Below are 18,439 nucleotides of genomic sequence, written 5' to 3'. Positions count from 1 at the left end.
TTTAATCGATAAATGCGGCACTTCAGCCGATAAGCAGGCAGACGTTAGCCACGCAAACTGCTACACTCGCGACCCCTTGAGTGCGCGATATTACAGCGTTCACTCTAAGCCTATTTTTTATTTTATTACCGACCTATCACTGAAGGTAAGGCGCGACGGCGTCATTTGGAGACACCATGAAAATTATGATCAGAGGCCTATCTCGCCTCACCACAGAACAACAAATATTGGCGCTGCTGGCTCCTTATGGCCTAGTGCACTATTTTCATTTAATAATGGATCCTAACACCAACAATTCCAAAGGCTTTGGCTTTGCCTTTATGCCAAACCCTGCACAAGCTAAAGCGGCCATCAAAAATCTGAACGGCATTGAAGTAGACGGACAAAAAATTCGTGTTAAAAAAGCAGAAGAAAAGCCGAATATAGCAGCCGATAACATAAGCGAGACTAAAAAAAATGACTAATAACGATATCTTACGTCGCATTCGCTACTCTCTTAATCTTAAAGATCACGAGTCTCTGGCCCTGTTTGATTTAGGTGGCATCACCATAAACGAAGCTGATTTTTTAGCATTACTGGCTAAAGAAGAAGATGACAATTACCACAGCTGTAGCAACGAGCAGCTATTAGGCTTTTTAGATGGTTTGATCCTAAAAAATCGTGGCCCACGTGAAGGTGGCCCCGCACCTAAAGCTGATACCTCTGCCGAACCGATTAATAATCAGGTATTTAAAAAGCTACGAGTAGCACTTGAGCTAAAAGAAGAAGATATTCTTGGCCTGCTCTCTTTAGCCGGTTTTGAAATTAGAAAGCCTGAGTTAACCTCATTATTTCGCAAAGTCGGCCACAAACATTATCAAGCTTGTGGTGACCAATTTCTGCGTAACTTCTTACAAGGGTTGGCACTACAACGCAATCAAAGCGCTGAGTAGTCTACACTGTTAACGCAACAAAAAGGCCGAGCATTATGCTCGGCCTTTTTTATTTAGCTTGGTGCTATTATAACCTTACTCTCTAAAGCTGGTTGCAGTTAAAGGGACAGTTCTTCCCTCTGCGGAGCTTTTTTCAGCCAAGTTAATAATATTCAGCCCATCGAGTGCGTCTTGCATACTAACCGGTGGTGGCGCTTCGCCACGGATAGCTTGTGCCGTTGCCTGATAGAAATAACGATAACCACCAATTTCAGACTCAATCACTTGTGCATCATCATCAGAATAGAAAATACCGTAATCATCCACCGCCTCTTTAGCTAAGAAAGGAGAATCCGGTACTATGCCATTTTGTAAACGCTCTTCTTGAGGATCAAACCCGCGCTTAATATAACAACCTAACTCGCCTTGTAGCTTGAAGCGCAAGGTAGGCCCAGGGTGGTAAGGACTAGAGTGAAGTACCACTTCTTTATCACGATAATGCAGCTGCACATGGAAATAATCCGTCACCTCAGATCCCGGCCGCATAGACAAACAACGCGCCGTTACCGATTGCGGTTTACCAAATAGCACTAATACTTGGTCAACAAGATGCCCGCCTAAGTCAAACCACACACCGGCACCCACACCTGGCTGCTCTGCTCTAACTCTGGGGCGAAAGCGATCAAAGTGAGATTCAAAACCATGAATAGGCCCTAGAGTTTCTGCTTTTAATAACGCTTGTAGTGTTACAAAGTCACTATCCCAACGGCGATTATGAAACGGGATCAAGCAACGTTTTTGGCCTTCAGCTAAGCGCATTAGCTCGGCACCTTGGTGTAGTTGGGTGACGGTTGGGTTTTCCATTACCACATGCAAGCCCATATTTAATGCCTTGCGCCCCAATTCATAATGCACTTCGTTAGGGGCTGTAATCACCACTAAATCAGCATTTGCTTCAGCCAGCATCTGATCAACATCAGTATAAACTTTCACTTCTGGCCATTCTTGAGCCACTTTTTCTGGTTTAGAAGTGCTAATAGCCACCAGCTCAAAATCTGGCAGGCTGTCTATAAATGGCAAATGGAAAATACTCGCGGACTGCCCATAGCCAACAATGGCGGTTTTAATCATGATCAACCTCGTTAAAGTAGTGCTTTATATCCAAATAGCGAGACCGGATATGTTCAATTAACATTTTAGTTCTACGGGGTGGTTGACGACTGTATGGGTAAACAGCATAAATACCCAATACTTTACCTACCTGATAGGGTAAAACTTCCACCAAAGTACCTGCCTGCAAATCAGGGTATACCAAACAACGAGGTACATAAGCAAGACCATGTCCTGCTAGTGCTGCTTTTCGTAAGGCTGCAGCATTATCAGTGGAGAAGCTTCCATTCACCCGCAAAGGATAAACTGTATCGTTTCGCGTAAATAACCAATCTCGAGCGCCACTTTCCTGATAGCTGTAAATAAGACAGTTATGTTTTAATAAGTCTTCAGGCTGCATAGGCATCCCATGACAACTAATATATTTAGGTGCTGCACATATGACCCAACGGGACTCCAATATATGACGCGCTACCAAGTTCGAGTCCTCCAAGTGTCCAGTTCTGATCACCAAGTCATACCCCTCATTAACTGGGTCAACAAAGCGATTATCTAACGACATATCAACGGAGATATCCGGATGTAGCTCACAAAACTCAGCAATCGCTTCAGCCAATACTAACTCACCAGAAATAGTGGGTACGGATATTTTAATGTGGCCTTGTAAAGACTGATTAAAGTCGATAACAGAGTCAAACGCCTCCCTTGATGTTTGAGCGATAACTTGTGCTTGTTGATACAAAACTTGGCCAGCCTTACTCAAGCTCAAGCGCCTTGTAGTACGGTAAATAAGCGTAGCTCCTAGCTCTCTCTCTAACCGAGCAATACGCTTACTCACTACAGAGTTAGTTAGCTCATTTACTTCAGCAGCCTTGCTGAACGACCCCAGCTCAATAACTTGAGCGAATAACACTAAATCATCAACTTTCGGCATTTATTCATCCACTTTTGGAAATAGTGATTTTCTTTACCTCTATATATCCACAAAAAACAACTATTTATGGTTACATGCTGTTAACACTTACTGTGCTCATGCATTACTACTGTCAGATGTAACTCATTGTTAGCAATATCTTACCAAGGAAGGAACACTTTATGCTTAATAACTCTCTGCTAGCACTATTGGCTTTTACGCCTATTTTGCTCGCTGCTGTTTTACTAGTAGGTCTACAATGGCCGGCTAAACGAGCTATGCCTTTGGCATTTATCTTAACTGCCCTAGTAGCTCTATTCGCTTGGGATATGACAGTGACACGAGTAATAGCTTCTAGTTTACAAGGGCTCGTCGTTTCTATCTCTTTACTGTGGATTATTTTTGGTGCCATATTACTACTCAATACTTTAAAGCACACAGGAGCAATTACCAGTATACGTAACGGCTTCACTGCTATATCTCCTGATAGACGTGTGCAGGCCATTATTGTAGCTTGGTGTTTCGGGTGTTTTATAGAGGGTGCTTCTGGGTTTGGCACACCAGCAGCTGTGGCTGCTCCGTTAATGGTTGCGTTGGGCTTCCCTGCTCTCGCGGCTGTACTAATGGGTATGATGATTCAAAGTACACCCGTTTCTTTTGGTGCGGTAGGAACTCCGATAGTTGTAGGGGTCACATCTGGTGTTGATAGTAACGCTATTGGTAATACCTTATCTGAAAATGGCTCAAGCTGGGAGGCCTACCTACAAACAGTAACCAGCTATGTGTCTGTGACTCACGCTATTATTGGTATTTTAATGCCGCTGTTCATGTCTATGATGCTAACACGGTTCTTCGGTAAAAATAAAAGCTGGAAAGAAGGGGTTAATATACTTCCCTTCGCCGTTTTTGCAGGCTTAGCATTTACTATCCCTTACGCTATTACAGGTATCTTTTTAGGCCCAGAGTTTCCCTCTTTAATAGGTGGATTAGTTTCACTAGCGATTGTTGTACCAGCAGCACGTAAGGGGTTCTTAACTCCTAAAACCGTCTTTGACTTCCCAGATGATAAAGCTTGGCCTAAAGAGTGGTTGGGGTCGCTCGTAATTAATACCGATGATCTAAAGAAAAAGCCAGTCAACTTAGCGTTAGCTTGGCTTCCTTATCTACTACTACCCATTTTACTCGTTATCAGTAGAACAAATGATACTGTCAAAGGGTGGTTGACTAGCTGGAGCATGGCTTTTAACAATATTTTAGGTGAGGCAGGTGTAAGTGCAAGTATCCAACCTTTGTACTTACCTGGTGGTATCCTGATAATGGTCTCTTTGGTCGCTGTATTAATACAAACTCGCTCACTCAAAGATATAGTGCCAGCAATAAGTGAGTCATCTCGAACTCTGATCGGTGCAGGGTTTGTATTGATGTTTACGGTCCCCATGGTTCGTATTTTTATTAACTCAGGTATTAATGAAGCCGACATTGTGAGTATGCCAGTGATGACCGCTAGAGTCGCGGCGGACTTAGTAGGAGACTTTTTCCCGGCGATTAGTGGTGTTATCGGTGCATTAGGAGCCTTTATTGCTGGATCAAATACTGTGTCCAATATGATGTTCTCTCAGTTTCAGTTTGAAGTAGCGCAAACACTAAGCGTGTCCACCGCCATGATGGTGGCGCTACAAGCAGTCGGTGCTGCAGCAGGTAACATGATTGCCATTCATAATGTGGTTGCAGCCTCTGCAACGGTCGGGCTTCTAGGAAGAGAAGGTATCACTCTACGTAAAACTGCATTACCTACCCTATATTATTTAGTATTTATGGCCATTATTGGAATGATTGCTATTTACTGGCTAGGAATATCTGACCCTTTATTTAACCTATCCTAAAACCTTTCCATGAGAGCAAAAAGCGAGGAGCATGGTTATGGTCCTCGCTTTTTATTAACTAACTGAAACTATGCTACTGAAAAGGACAACTCAATGTCATCAGTCATTCGTATCTATCCGGCCAAACCAAAAAAGGTATATTTATATGCCACCTGTTTAATTGATATGTTTTCTCCACAAAGTGGATTAGATGCCATTAAACTGCTGGAGATGACGGGCGTCGAGATTATTTATATCCCCAAACAAACATGCTGCGGCCAGCCTGCCTATTCTTCAGGTTATGAAGACGACGCCAAGACTATTGCTCTCAGCCAAATGGCACTGTTCCCCGAGCCTTGGCCAATAGTCGTTCTCTCCGGCTCATGCGGCGGCATGATGCACCACCACTATCGTCGATTATTTGCTGGCAGCGAGCATGAGCAGCAAGCCAACCTGTTCAGTGAGCGTGTATTCGAATTAACTGAATTTTTGGTACAAGTATGCCGCATCAAGCTTGATGACCAAGGCGCAGCAACTTCGGTGGTATTACACACCTCATGTGCCGCTCGCCGAGAGATGAATGTTCATACCACTGGTCGTCAGTTACTAAGCCAACTGGGTCAAGTAGAGCTACGTGAACAATCTTATGAAAGTGAGTGTTGTGGCTTTGGTGGTACTTTTTCGGTGAGGCACCCAGCCATCAGCGAAGCCATGGTACAAGATAAAACCCAACACCTGACTGAGACTAATGCAAGTCAATTAATTAGTGCTGACTGGGGCTGCTTACTCAATATCAATGGTGCATTGGAGTATCAGGGTAAAGAGCTACAAGGCACCCATTTAGCCACATTTATATTGAGCCGCGTGGAGGGAACGAATGCACAATAAGCCACAATTATTTCATCCGCAAGCAGAAGCCGCACTCGCCGATCCTGAGCTGCGTGCTAACTTTCGCGGTGCAATGGATTATCTAAGAGATAAACGCCAAAGTGCTTTTGATGATCCCCATGAAGAAAGTGCCATCCGTGATCGAGCAGAAGTTATTCGCCAGCGCTGCCTAAGTAAGTTGCCAACTTTATTAGAACAACTAGAAACCAAATGTATTGCTAACGGTATTCGCGTGCACTGGGCCGAAAATGCTGAACAGGCTAACGCCCTCTTTGCTGACATTATTCAGTCTCATGGCGGTACTATGGCCGTGAAAGGCAAGTCTATGGTGAGCGAAGAAATTGAACTCAATCACGCTATGAAAAAAGAGGGGATCGACTGTTTAGAAAGCGATATGGGTGAGTACATCATCCAACTTGATAACGAGACACCCTCTCACATAATTATGCCTGCCATCCATAAGAATAAAGAGCAGGTAGCCGACATCTTTAATGAACACGTTCCTGGCTTTAAACATACACTGGATGTAGATTTCTTAATTCAAACAGGCCGCAATGTATTACGTGAAAAATTTCGCACGGCTGATATCGGCATATCAGGTGTTAACTTTGCAGTGGCCGAAACAGGTACCTTGTGTTTAGTTGAAAACGAAGGCAATGGCCGTATGTGTACTACAGTACCCGATGTGCATATTGCGATTACGGGTATTGAAAAAGTAGTGGAGTTTTTAGCTGATGTGCCCCCGCTATATAGTGCGCTGACTCGCTCGGCAACCGGCCAAACCATTACCACCTACTTCAATATGATCAGTGGCCCACGTAAGAGCGATGAGCTGGACGGCCCCCAAGAGGTGCATTTGGTGCTGCTTGATAATGGCCGCAGCCAAGCGTTCGCCGACGAAGAAATGCGTAAGACGCTACAGTGCATTCGTTGCGGTGCCTGCATGAACCACTGCCCAGTTTATACTCGAGTTGGCGGCCATGCTTATGGCACCGTTTACCCAGGCCCCATCGGTCAAATTATTTCGCCCCACCTAATAGGGTTAGAGGCCACACAAGACTTGCCCACCGCTTCTAGCCTATGTGGCGCCTGCGGTGAAGTCTGTCCTGTGCGGATCCCGATCCCAGAGATGCTGTTGAGACTACGTCGCGAAGCCAAACAAGAGCCCCGGCCAGATGTGCTGGAATTGCGAGGCCAAGGTGCCGCCAAAAATAACTTGGAAGCCTTTGCTTGGCGCAGCTTTGGACTGTTTGCCAGTCATCCTTCCTTATATAAAATGAGTAGTTGGTTTGCTACTCGCTTGCGTGGTTTTATTCCTCGCAAACTAGGCCCATGGACTCGTTGTCGAACCGCACCCAAGCCCGCCGCTAACACCTTGCGCGAGCTAATGGCTAAAAGGAATAAATAATGTCGACTGCCCGCAATGCTATTCTTAATCGACTTCGTCAAGCTGAAGTTCAGCCATTACCGGTCAATGATCCTGATTATCCTATTTGGGACATCACCGACCAAGATACCATGCTCACCAAACTGGTTGACTTGCTACAGCAAAATCATGCCAACGTATATACGCTGAAATATGCAGAGTTAATCACCACACTACAAAGCCAATTCGACAAGCTGGGACTTAAGCGTATTGCTACCGGTACTGGCGGAGAGTTTCATGCTGAAATAACTCAAGCCTTAGCAGGCCATACAGAACAAGTGCCTTTTGATAAACCATTAGAACAATGGAAAGACCAGCTATTTAACCAAATAGATGCCGGCATTACTGAGTGTCACGGCGCAATAGCCGCTACGGGTACCTTAGTCGTTTGGCCAACAATTATACAGCCCCGAACGCTGTCTTTAGTACCTCCTTGCCATATTGCTATTCTTAAGGCTTCAACGCTGCATACGAATTTCCCGCTAATGATGCAAGAACAAGGCTGGGCTAAAAGTATGCCTACCAACCTACTACTAATATCTGGCCCTTCTAAAACGGCCGATATTCAACAAACGTTAGCCTATGGTGCTCATGGGCCGAAGCAACTGGTGGTGCTTATTTTGGAGGATATTTAATGGTGTCTCGTTATGCTTTATTAAAGAAAGCATTGACTAACTTATTACCTATCGAGCAGATCATCACGGATACTGCGCTATGTTTAGCCTTGGGAACCGATGCCAGCTTTTATCGTATGCTCCCCAAGATAGTATTACGCTTAAAGAACACTCAAGAAGTGATAGATGTCGTCACCCTGTGTAATCAACATCATATTCACTGTACCTTTCGCGCTGCAGGGACCAGTTTATCGGGGCAAGCGATTTCAGACTCTGTACTCATCACCTTAACCGATGATTGGCGCGGCTACGAAATAGGTGATCAGGGCAATACTATCACCTTGCAACCGGGTGTTATTGGTGCTGATGCGAATAAATACCTCGCTCCTTTTGGCCGAAAAATAGGACCGGATCCTGCATCTATTAACAGTTGTAAGGTAGGGGGCATTGCAGCTAACAACGCCTCTGGTATGTGTTGTGGTACGGCTCAGAATTCTTATCGTACGCTAGCTGGCTTAAGTTTGGTATTAGCCGATGGTACTTATCTTGATACCCGAGACGAGTTAAGCAAAGCGGCATTTGCTAAGCAACAACCACAGTTACTGGCGGGGCTTGAGCAATTACATAATACGGTACTTAATAACCCAGCTTTAAGTGAGCGGATCCACCATAAATATCGGCTAAAAAATACCACAGGTTATAGCCTCAACGCCCTGCTCGATTTTACTGATCCCTTTGATATGCTCGCCCATTTAATGATTGGCTCCGAAGGCACCTTGGGGTTTATTAATGATATTACTTATCACACAGTTTCTGACCCTGCTTTTAAAGCCTCTTGTCTGCTGGTGTATCCCGATATAGAAACCACTTGTTTGGCCGTCACCGAACTGGCTAACACTCAGGTAGCGGCAGTGGAACTGATGGATGGCCGAGCATTGCGTTCTATTGCTGATAACCCAGGTATGCCTGATTTTATTAAGCAGTTAGATTTAGAGGCTGCCGCCTTATTGATAGAGGTACGGAGCGAAACCGAAGCGCAATTACTGCAAAGCTGCGCTCACGCCATGACCACCATCGAGCGCTTTTCTCGCCTGAATCAAGTTGCTTTTACTCAAGATAAAACCTTATGCGCAAACCTATGGGCAATGCGTAAAGGTATGTTTCCTGCGGTGGGAGCTGTGCGTGAAACTGGCACCACTGTGGTTATCGAAGATGTAGCGTTTCACGTGGAACATCTTGCAGCTGCGGTGCGTAAACTCAACCAGTTATTTGAACAGTTTGGTTATACCGAAGCCATCATCTTTGGCCATGCTTTAGCTGGTAATCTGCATTTTGTATTTACTCAGGGCTTTGATAGTGAGAGCGAACGCCAACGCTACGGTGACTTTATGGCGGCGGTAACTCAGTTGGTTGCCGTTGAATATCAAGGATCACTCAAAGCCGAACATGGTACTGGCCGTAATATGGCGCCCTTTGTTGAGCTTGAATGGGGAAAAGATGGCTACCAGCTAGTACAACAAATAAAAGCCTTGTTTGATCCACAAGGCATTCTTAACCCAGGCGTTATTGTTAATGCAGACTCTAAGGCTCACCTGCAACATTTAAAGCCGCTACCACCTGCAGAACCTCTCGTTGATAAGTGCATTGAATGTGGCTTTTGTGAAGCCGTTTGCCCTTCTCGAAACTTAAGCTTAACGCCTCGCCAGCGCATTGTGCTGTACCGAGAGCTACAACGCCGCCAGGCAAACCATGAAATAATAGATGATAACTTACAGCAGATATTTGAATATCAAGGAGTTGATACTTGTGCCGCCACCGGCTTGTGTGAGCAGCGCTGCCCGGTCGGCATCAACACTGGCGACTTAGTTCGTAAACTACGTACGGCGCGTTATCAGAAATTTCAGCCTATTGCTCGTTGGACTGCCGCACACTTTACGGGTACCACTCAAGCCGTAGCCATAGGTTTGAATACTGCGAATAGCATTAGTAAAGTGGTCGGTAACCAAGCCATGGCTCGCTTCAATAGCAGTTTACGCTATGTTAGCCGTAACAAACTTCCTATGTGGTTTCCTGAACTACCGGCAGCAAACTCAGCTCAGTCATCAGTAGCAACTCAGCTGAGCCAGCAGCCGAAGAAGCTATCGACAGCTAAAAAAGTGGTGTACTTCCCCTCTTGCGCCAGCCGGACCTTAGCGCAATCGAAGCAGGCTACCGACAGCCGCTCTTTAACAGAAGTAACACTGTCGGTACTCGCCAAGGCAGGCTTTGAGGTGATCATACCCTCGCAGCTTCATAGCCTGTGCTGTGGTATGCCTTATCAAAGCAAGGGGTTGTTTGATGTAGCAGATAACAAGGTACAAGAGTTAGAACAAGCATTATGGCAAGCTTCTGAACAAGGTCACTGGCCAATACTCATGGATACCAGCCCCTGCGCTAAACAAAGTGTAGATAGCTTCAATAAAAGCCGCGTTGAGCAAAAGGAAGGTAGCCAGAAGTTGACTGTCTATGAACCGATTACTTTCGTACTTGAATACGCATTAGAGCACTTACCGCTGACTCCTATTAATGAGACGGTGATGCTACACATTACTTGTAGCAGCCAACGCATGGGCTTAGCCGATAAGATGTTAGCCTTGGCTAAACGCTGCGCTACTGAGGTGATTGTGCCCGAGCACATCAGCTGCTGCGGTTTTGCTGGTGATAAAGGCTTTACCCTACCCGAGCTCAACGCCTCGGCACTGGCTACCTTAAAGCAGCAAATACCCAAAGGTTGCACTCGAGGCATTAGCAACAGTCGTACCTGTGAACTGGGCTTAAGTCACCACAGTGGCATTAACTATGAGTCTATTCTGTATTTAGTAGATGAAGCAGCGGCTGCGCCGTGAAGAGTAAGGGGTAATGTGTGAGGCGTAAACCATAAGACTTGAAATAAAAATTGGCAACGAAATCCACTAAACCCACGAAAAAGTTAACATGAGATAAAGTCGAAAAGTGACTAAGAACTTGATTTTGGTAAGTTCAAAGGCTTGTCAGACTTGATCACTACGGTTTCGCGGGTTTCGTTGCAAAAGATCTTAGATCTAATCTCGTTCCCTTCACTCTTTACCTCTCACCCTTCACCGTATTTTAAGAACCACATCTGTTAATGGTACGCAGCAGCAGGTTAATACTAAGCCAGCTTCACGCTCGGCTGCTGATAATGCAGGTGCTGCTGGCTGGTCGACGTTACCACTCACTCGCTGTTGCTTACAACTACCACAAATACCAGCTCGGCAAGACCAAGGTAAGGTGATGCCATGTTGCTCAGCTTGGGTCAGGAGATCTTGTTGGTTATTACCAGTGAAGCGCTGCTCTCCCACTTGAATAGCAACGGCTTGTGTTTCACGTGAAACACTCTCACTTTGTCGATGAGCAAAATATTCTTGCCGCAAACGATTTACTGGCAGACCGAGTGCCAGCAACCAACTGCGGGTTTGTTCCATAAAGCCAGCTGGACCACAGAGATAAGTTTGTCGTTCTTGCAGCCGATTAATAGCGGCTAACTGCCCTAAGGTCAGTCGACCGCCCTCGCCTTTTTCGTCTTGCGTAATAATAAACTGCACTTGTAGGCCAGCATGCAGCTTCGTTAATTGCTGTAGCTCTTCTATTGCAGGCATATCTGCCTCTGTGCGACAAACATGAATAAACAGCACATCATCTAACAAAGACTGATCGGCTAATGCGCGCACCATGGAAAGCATAGGAGTGATACCAGAACCTGCCGATAGCAATAAGTACCGCTTGGCTGATTGCAGCATAAAGTCACCCGCTGGAGCATGAGCCAATAAGGTGCAACCTAGCTGAAAATGCTCAGCCAACCAAGAAGATACTATGCCATTAGCTTGGTGCTTCACACTAATGGCATAACGGTTAGCTCGAGTCGGGCTCGAGCTTAGAGTGTAATAACGAATATAACGAATGCCTTTTATATCTACCGCTATGGGTAAATGCTGCCCTGCCTGATAAGTTGCAAGTGGCTTGTCATCGGCTGCCGCTAGCCAATAGGTTTCTATATCCGGGGTGAGGGACTCGCGGGCAACACAGGTTAATAAACGACGTTTAGGCGCAGTATCGGGATAAATGGGTGCACTGGTATATTCTAATACTTTAAGCTTATCGCCTTGCTTGATACGCCCTTTATTTAGCGGAATTAAGTTTTGCCCAAAATAGACTTCTCCATCACTACCACGCCTATAATTTACTAAGGTCGCTAATGGCTCTTTAAGCGCATTAAAATGTTCGGTGCCAGCTTCTATGGTTGTCATCACACAACGGCTACAGGGTTTGGCGACTAAGAATTCAACCTCACCAATGCGAACTCGCCGCCAACCGTCTTCGGCAAACGCTCGCGTATCGGCAACCACTATATTAGTGCGAAACTGAGACATCAGCAGCTTAGCATCGGCTCTTGCATTCAGATCATGCAAAGAGGCTTCAGATATCAGTAACAAGGGATAACCATCAGCAAAACTAACAGCGGTATTAATCGGCTCACGGTAACGCTGAGAGTGCTCTCCTAACCAAAGTAATTGTAATGGCTCACCTAATATCTGGCTAAACCAAGCATCATACTCTGGGTGTGTACTAAGTGCTGTAAAATGATCATCCCAAACTTGGGCGCTAACGGCTTGTTGTAAAAAGGCGTTATGACGTACAGCTAAGCAGTGATCACCATATTGTAAATTTAACCCGCCGGCGACAGTCTGTACCTGAATGCGTTGCAAGCGCGGATGAGTACGGGCACTAATAAAGTGACCGTTTGGCTTAGCCAGCATAAAGCGACGATCACCTACTATTCCCTCTTGGGTAACAAAAGCTTCATTGGCAGATAAAGCAGCGGCCGATTTAAGTGGGTAGATATTTAACTGTGTGACCACCGCCATATTATTTTCTTCCTTTTGATAATTAAATATTTACAAGTTCAACGCACAAGGTAAGGTCTACCTACTAAGAGAAGCTATAAGCCTTACGCTGTAGGCCATACGTTAAAGACTAACACCGTCTTTCTTTACAGATAGCATACGGCGTAAAGCGCAACTCGAAAAGCTTCACCTCTTTCTCAACCTAATAGGAATCATAATGACAATTGAACGCGAACAAGTAGCTCAACGCATGAGCCGTATAGTGAAACATAATGGCATTATCTATTTATGTGGCCAAGTGCCAAAAGATGCGAGCAAAGGTATAACTGAGCAAACTGCCAGTATGCTCGAGAAAGTAGACGAACTTTTGTTAGAAGCTGGCTCAAGCCGTGAGCATATGCTGTCGGCGATGATTTTTGTAAAAACCATGAAAGACTTTGCCGCAATGAATGCCGTATGGGACGCTTGGGTACCCGAAGGCCACGCCCCTGCCCGCACTTGTGTAGAAGGCGCCATGGCACGAGAAGAAGTATTAGTAGAAATAGCCGTCATCGCAGCCGAGAAAGCTAGAAGCTAGAAGCTAGAAGCTAGAAAAGAATCATATTTAAATCGGCTAGAACTGAAAATAAAAAGCCCCAAGCTGTAAGGCTCGGGGCTTCTGGTCTTTTTATTTGTCTTCTAGCTTATGGCTTCCGGCTTTTAAACCACGCCCTGCTCTATCATGGCATCGGCTACTTTACGGAATCCCGCAATGTTAGCACCCAATACTAGATTGTTAGGTTCGCCAAATTCTGCAGCCGTTTCACTGGCATTCAGATAAATGTTCTTCATGATCACTTTTAGCTTCTCGTCTACTTCCTCAAAGCTCCAGCGTTGCATGCTGGCATTTTGCGCCATTTCTAACTGACTTGTGGCAACCCCACCCGCATTCGCGGCTTTACCAGGACCATAGTGAATATTAGCAGCCAAGAAAACTTCTATCGCTTCTTGAGTAGAAGGCATATTTGCCCCCTCAGATACGCCAATACAGCCATTAGCGACCAATGCTTTGGCATCAGCTTCATTGAGTTCATTTTGTGTCGCACATGGGAAGGCTAACTGAGCGCCCGTTAAGTGCCATACTGCATTACTATCGGCTGGATAATCCGCTTTAGCAATAAACTTAGCGTCAGGATGAGCGTCTAAATACTCATTTAAGCGTACTTGACGTACTTCTTTTAGCTCTTTCAATGTATCAAGATTAATACCTGACTCGTGATAAATAGTGCCACTTGAGTCTGAGCAGCTCACAGGTATAGCGCCAAGTTGATACAACTTCTCTATGGTATAGATAGCCACGTTACCTGCGCCCGATACCAAGCAACGCTTACCTGTAAGAGTATCGCCTTTGTCTTCTAGCATATACTGAGCAAAGTACACACAACCATAACCGGTTGCTTCTTTACGCGCTAAAGAGCCCCCCCATAACAAACTCTTACCAGTCAGTACTCCATCAAACTGGCCAGTTAAACGCTTGTATTGGCCAAACATATAACCAATTTCGCGTGCGCCAACACCAATATCACCCGCAGGCACATCAGTAGTAGGGCCTATATGGCGATAGAGTTCGTTAATAAAGGACTGGCAAAAACGCATGATTTCACCATCAGATTTACCTTTAGGGTCAAAGTTAGCACCGCCTTTACCGCCGCCAATAGGCAAACCAGTTAATGCGTTTTTAAAGATTTGTTCGAAACCAAGGAATTTGATGATGCTGGCGTTAACGCTGGGGTGGAAACGGAGGCCACCTTTGTAAGGACCAAGAGCGGAGTTAAATTCGATGCGATAACCCTTATTGACTTGGACCTTACCTTGATCGTCAACCCAAGGGACGCGGAACATAAGTTGGCGCTCTGGCTCAACAATACGTTCGATAATGGAGTTAAGCTGATATTGTTCGTTTGTCTCAAGGATGGGCTGTAACGATTCAAGCACCTCCTCTACAGCCTGGTAAAACTCAGCTTGCGCTGGGCTGGTCTTCTTGAGTTTGGTGATAGTGTTATGAATATACGTCACGATATCTTCCTTGTTATTTTTGTGCATTTTTCGTTGGGAAACGAATTGAGCCCCACTGCTATTGAAATATGGATCCGTTATCTGGTCAATATTTTATACAAAAAAAATAGAATATTTATGCATTAAAACCGCTGAAAACCCAATAATCCATGTATATAAAGACTAAAGTAGTCTTGCTACGCTTAGAGCCTTTCTGATTTTCGTCTTTATCTTACACCGACTAATGCTAAAAATGGTGCTAAAATGACCATTTTTTTTATCGAGGAATAACATGAGTCATTTTAGCCTTGTCGTAGGTTCAACATTAGGGTCGGCAGAAGATCTCGCCGAAGACATCGCCGAGATCTTACAAAATAGACATCATCAAACAGTTATTCACACTTCTCCCCAAGTTGATCACATCTTGATCAAGCCAGAACATTACCTAATACTGGTGTGTGCAACTCATGGCGCAGGTGATCTACCAGACAATATCCAGCCTTTACTCACGCAACTTATAGAGCAGCAACCTAATTTGGTAGGGCTGAGCTATTTAGCAGTGGGGTTAGGAGATTCTGCTTACGATACCTTTTGCCAAGCCATACATACATTGGATCAACAACTCAATCAGTTAGGAGCAACACGAGTCGGGGATCTGCTCACCATTGATGTTAGCCAAGCCGATCCTCCAGAAGTGATCGCTGAAAAATGGCTTGATCACTGGCTAACAACGCACTAGATCCCGTTTATTCTTTGTACTTAATGGATCTAATATCACCTGGATCCACTGCTCTAAAAAATTTCTTCCACTAAGTTATCAACAGATCATGCTTTAAAATTCCTTCTTATAAATCACCAACAGAAAACCACTATGTGCATAACAATGGTAAAAATCGGTGTTAAACCTATAGTTATCCTATTAATCAAATATTTTTCACCCAGTGCTTGTTGATAACTAATGGAGTTACCCACTAGTCTAATGGGATCTACCTAAAGGTTGTACACAATAAATGATCGCACTTAAGTTTATGATCTTTATGATCAAAAGCGAGTTACTAACAGAAACTTGGATCCTTAATAGTAGTCATAATAAAAGATCTCTTTAAAGATCTAAGATCTATTAAGGGCAATAAAGATCCTCTCGATCGCATTTCCATCCAGACGAGAAAACAGCTAAAATGATCCTTCTTTGAGATCCTTTCACAGCTTGTTTCAAGAGTATTAGTTATGCACTATGAAGAATCGTTTGATGTCATCGTTGTTGGTGGTGGACACGCCGGCACAGAAGCCGCTGCCGCTGCTGCACGCATGGGAGCAAACACCCTATTATTAACCCATAACATTGATACCTTGGGACAAATGTCATGTAATCCAGCCATTGGCGGCATTGGTAAAGGGCACTTAGTTAAAGAGATCGATGCGCTAGGTGGGATCATGGCCATGGCAGCTGATAACGCAGGGATCCAATTTAGAACCTTAAATGCGTCTAAAGGACCTGCCGTTAGAGCGACCCGAGCGCAAGCGGATCGCCAGTTGTATCGACAAGCAGTAAGAACTCGCTTAGAAAATCAACCTAACTTAAAGATCTTTCAACAAGCCTGTGATGACTTGATCTTAGAGGGTGATACCGTTGTTGGTGTGGTAACTCAAACCGGCCTTAAATTTCGTGCTAAAACCGTGGTGTTAACCGTAGGCACTTTTTTGAATGGCTTGATCCACATTGGTATGGATAATTACAAAGGCGGCCGAGCTGGCGATCCCCCTTCAACGGCATTAGCACAACGCTTACGCGAATTGCCATTACGCATAGATCGTTTAAAAACCGGCACCCCACCGCGCATTGATGCCAATAGTGTTGATTTTTCAGTGATGCAGCAGCAACCAGGCGATAATCCCACACCGGTATTTTCGTTTATTGGTAGTCGAGCTGATCAACCGCAGCAAATTCCCTGTTATATCACTCATACCAATGAAAAAACCCATGATGTGATCCGCCAAAACTTGGATCGTAGCCCTATGTACGGCGGTGTGATTGAGGGGGTCGGCCCACGTTATTGCCCATCGATCGAAGATAAGATCATGCGCTTTGCTGATAAAGCGTCACATCAGATCTTTGTTGAACCTGAAGGACTGACCAGTACTGAGCTATATCCCAATGGAATCTCTACCAGCCTCCCCTTCGATGTACAGCTCAAGATCGTGCGTTCAATAAAAGGCTTTGAACAAGCACATATTATGCGCCCAGGCTATGCGATCGAGTACGATTACTTTGATCCTAGAGATTTAAAAATTAATATGGAAAACAAGTGTTTACATAACTTGTTTTTTGCTGGACAAATTAACGGTACCACAGGCTACGAAGAAGCTGCGGCTCAGGGCTTATTAGCGGGTATTAATGCTACTCGCCGTGCGTTTGGCAAAGAAGAATGGTCAGCGCGCCGTGATCAAGCCTACCTAGGGGTGATGATGGATGACTTATCCACCTTAGGAACTAAAGAGCCTTATCGAATGTTTACCAGCCGTGCTGAGTACCGTTTATTATTGCGTGAAGATAACGCCGATCTTCGCTTAACGGAAGAAGGCCGCAAGCTTGGCGTGGTAGATGATCATCGTTGGGCACTGTTCTGTGATAAAATGGAACAAATCACCACAGAAACACAACGCTTACGTGATAACTGGGTCAGCCCTACTCATGTGGTCGCACCAGAGCTCAATAAGTTATTAAATAAGCCACTTATCAAAGAACATACCTTTGAGGAGTTGCTACGCCGCCCTGAATTAGATTATAAAACCTTAATGACGGTTGAAGGTATAGGGCCTGGTATTCAACATGAGAAAGCAGCCGAGCAGGTTGAGATCCAAGTAAAATATGCTGGTTATATCGAGCGCCAAAAAGGGGAAATTCAAAAACATTTACGTAACGAACATACTCGTTTACCGCTTGATTTGGATTATAACGAAGTGCCGGGCTTGTCCAATGAAGTGATTGCTAAGCTAAATCAAGCTAAGCCTGAAACGCTAGGTATGGCTTCTCGGATCCCTGGAGTAACACCAGCCGCTATTTCTATTTTGTTAGTTCACCTTAAAAAACGCGGCTTGCTGCGTAAGTCTGCTTAAGATATTGGCGTAGATGGAAAACATGAAAGCACAATTGAAAAGTACGTTAGACCGTTTACTGTCGCAGACAGAGTTATCAGTATCTGACCTACAGCGCGATCAGCTCGTTACTTTGGTAACCTTGCTTGATAAATGGAATAAAGCCTTTAATTTAACCTCGGTACGAGACCCAGACGCCATGGTGGGCCGCCATATTGTTGATAGTTTAGTGGTTGGCCCTTATTTGAGTGGCCGTCATTTTATTGATGTGGGCACAGGCCCAGGCTTGCCTGGCCTGCCGTTAGCGATTGCGAATCCCGATAAACAATTTGTGTTATTAGACAGTTTAGGTAAGCGTATTCGCTTTATTCGTATGGTGATCCATCAGCTAGGGTTGACGAATGTGATAGCGGTTGAAAGTCGGGTTGAAGCTTATCAGCCAGAGCAAAAATTTGATGGTGTACTAAGTCGAGCCTTTGCTTCGCTCGATGACATGGTAAGCTGGTGCGCGGATCTGCCAGCGTCTACAGGCCGGTTTTTGGCATTAAAAGGCCAATATCCAGAGCAAGAATTACAAACATTACCTGCACATCTGGTATTAGATAAGGTGCATTCTTTAGTGGTGCCAGAGCAAGACGGAGACCGCCACTTGGTGGTTATTAAATTAGCGAAATAGAGGTGTT

The 18,439-nt window shown here is 44.9% G+C and carries 15 protein-coding genes; 11 read left to right on the top strand and 4 right to left on the bottom strand.

Going from position 1 to position 18,439, the window contains the following annotated elements; translation table 11 throughout:
• The first annotated feature begins 176 nt into the window (after positions 1-176).
• Both J3U76_RS11780 and J3U76_RS11775 read left to right on the top strand, forming a co-directional pair.
• Positions 177-464 (top strand): RNA recognition motif domain-containing protein, encoded by a 288-nt coding sequence (locus J3U76_RS11780; protein ID WP_208006174.1) that lies wholly within the window; start codon positions 177-179, stop codon positions 462-464.
• The gene (locus J3U76_RS11775; protein ID WP_208006173.1) at positions 457-933 is read left to right on the top strand and encodes a YehS family protein; all 477 of its coding nucleotides are present in this window, start codon (positions 457-459) and stop codon (positions 931-933) included. The genes J3U76_RS11780 and J3U76_RS11775 overlap by 8 nt, the downstream gene beginning before the upstream one ends.
• Before the next feature lie 75 nt (positions 934-1,008).
• Here J3U76_RS11775 and J3U76_RS11770 read toward each other — a convergent pair whose 3' ends face one another.
• Together J3U76_RS11770 and J3U76_RS11765 are read right to left on the bottom strand one after the other, a co-directional pair.
• The gene (locus J3U76_RS11770) at positions 1,009-2,043 is read right to left on the bottom strand and encodes a Gfo/Idh/MocA family oxidoreductase (RefSeq protein ID WP_208006172.1); all 1,035 of its coding nucleotides are present in this window, start codon (positions 2,041-2,043) and stop codon (positions 1,009-1,011) included.
• On the bottom strand, positions 2,036-2,956 hold the full coding sequence (locus J3U76_RS11765) for a LysR family transcriptional regulator (RefSeq protein ID WP_208006171.1): 921 nt from the start codon (positions 2,954-2,956) through the stop codon (positions 2,036-2,038). The genes J3U76_RS11770 and J3U76_RS11765 overlap by 8 nt, the downstream gene beginning before the upstream one ends.
• A 161-nt stretch (positions 2,957-3,117) precedes the next feature.
• On the opposite strand from J3U76_RS11765, the gene J3U76_RS11760 reads away from it, so the two are divergent.
• The 5 genes from J3U76_RS11760 to J3U76_RS11740 all read left to right on the top strand — a co-directional run bounded on the left by J3U76_RS11760 (position 3,118) and on the right by J3U76_RS11740 (position 10,610).
• On the top strand, positions 3,118-4,818 hold the full coding sequence (locus tag J3U76_RS11760) for an L-lactate permease (RefSeq protein WP_208006170.1): 1,701 nt from the start codon (positions 3,118-3,120) through the stop codon (positions 4,816-4,818).
• A gap of 93 nt (positions 4,819-4,911) precedes the next feature.
• On the top strand, positions 4,912-5,685 hold the full coding sequence (locus tag J3U76_RS11755; protein WP_208006169.1) for a (Fe-S)-binding protein: 774 nt from the start codon (positions 4,912-4,914) through the stop codon (positions 5,683-5,685).
• Positions 5,675-7,093 (top strand): LutB/LldF family L-lactate oxidation iron-sulfur protein, encoded by a 1,419-nt coding sequence (locus J3U76_RS11750; RefSeq protein ID WP_208006168.1) that lies wholly within the window; start codon positions 5,675-5,677, stop codon positions 7,091-7,093. Before J3U76_RS11755 ends, J3U76_RS11750 begins: the two co-directional genes overlap by 11 nt.
• Entirely contained in the window at positions 7,093-7,746 is a 654-nt protein-coding gene (locus tag J3U76_RS11745; protein ID WP_208006167.1) for a LutC/YkgG family protein, read from the top strand. Before J3U76_RS11750 ends, J3U76_RS11745 begins: the two co-directional genes overlap by 1 nt.
• Positions 7,746-10,610, top strand: a complete 2,865-nt coding sequence (locus J3U76_RS11740) for an FAD-binding and (Fe-S)-binding domain-containing protein (RefSeq protein ID WP_208006166.1) — start codon at positions 7,746-7,748, stop codon at positions 10,608-10,610. Before J3U76_RS11745 ends, J3U76_RS11740 begins: the two co-directional genes overlap by 1 nt.
• 231 nt (positions 10,611-10,841) lie before the next feature.
• On the opposite strand, the gene J3U76_RS11735 is transcribed toward J3U76_RS11740, so the two are convergent.
• Positions 10,842-12,647, bottom strand: coding sequence for an MOSC N-terminal beta barrel domain-containing protein (locus J3U76_RS11735; RefSeq protein ID WP_208006165.1), 1,806 nt, complete (start codon positions 12,645-12,647; stop codon positions 10,842-10,844).
• A gap of 196 nt (positions 12,648-12,843) precedes the next feature.
• Here J3U76_RS11735 and J3U76_RS11730 point away from each other — a divergent pair, with 196 nt between their 5' ends.
• Positions 12,844-13,203: a RidA family protein gene (locus J3U76_RS11730; RefSeq protein WP_208006164.1), complete on the top strand. Its 360-nt coding sequence runs from the start codon at positions 12,844-12,846 to the stop codon at positions 13,201-13,203.
• 122 nt (positions 13,204-13,325) lie between these two features.
• Here the strand turns inward: J3U76_RS11730 and gdhA are convergent, their stop codons facing one another.
• Positions 13,326-14,681 (bottom strand): NADP-specific glutamate dehydrogenase, encoded by a 1,356-nt coding sequence (gdhA, locus tag J3U76_RS11725; RefSeq protein ID WP_208006163.1) that lies wholly within the window; start codon positions 14,679-14,681, stop codon positions 13,326-13,328.
• Between the two features lie 271 nt (positions 14,682-14,952).
• Between gdhA and mioC the strand changes: the two genes are divergently transcribed.
• The 3 genes from mioC to rsmG all read left to right on the top strand — a co-directional run bounded on the left by mioC (position 14,953) and on the right by rsmG (position 18,432).
• Complete coding sequence (gene mioC, locus J3U76_RS11720; RefSeq protein ID WP_208006162.1) at positions 14,953-15,399, top strand: FMN-binding protein MioC; 447 nt, start codon at positions 14,953-14,955, stop codon at positions 15,397-15,399.
• Positions 15,400-15,887: 488 nt separating this feature from the next.
• Positions 15,888-17,777: a tRNA uridine-5-carboxymethylaminomethyl(34) synthesis enzyme MnmG gene (gene mnmG / locus J3U76_RS11715; protein ID WP_208006161.1), complete on the top strand. Its 1,890-nt coding sequence runs from the start codon at positions 15,888-15,890 to the stop codon at positions 17,775-17,777.
• 13 nt (positions 17,778-17,790) lie between these two features.
• Complete coding sequence (gene rsmG, locus J3U76_RS11710; RefSeq protein WP_208006160.1) at positions 17,791-18,432, top strand: 16S rRNA (guanine(527)-N(7))-methyltransferase RsmG; 642 nt, start codon at positions 17,791-17,793, stop codon at positions 18,430-18,432.
• Positions 18,433-18,439 lie beyond the last annotated feature (7 nt).

The sequence above is a fragment of the Oceanisphaera pacifica genome, from assembly GCF_017498065.1.
Classification (GTDB): Bacteria; Pseudomonadota; Gammaproteobacteria; order Enterobacterales; family Aeromonadaceae; genus Oceanimonas; species Oceanimonas pacifica.
Note: the sequence above shows the minus strand (reverse complement) of the source record. Positions and strands in the feature narration are given on the sequence as shown.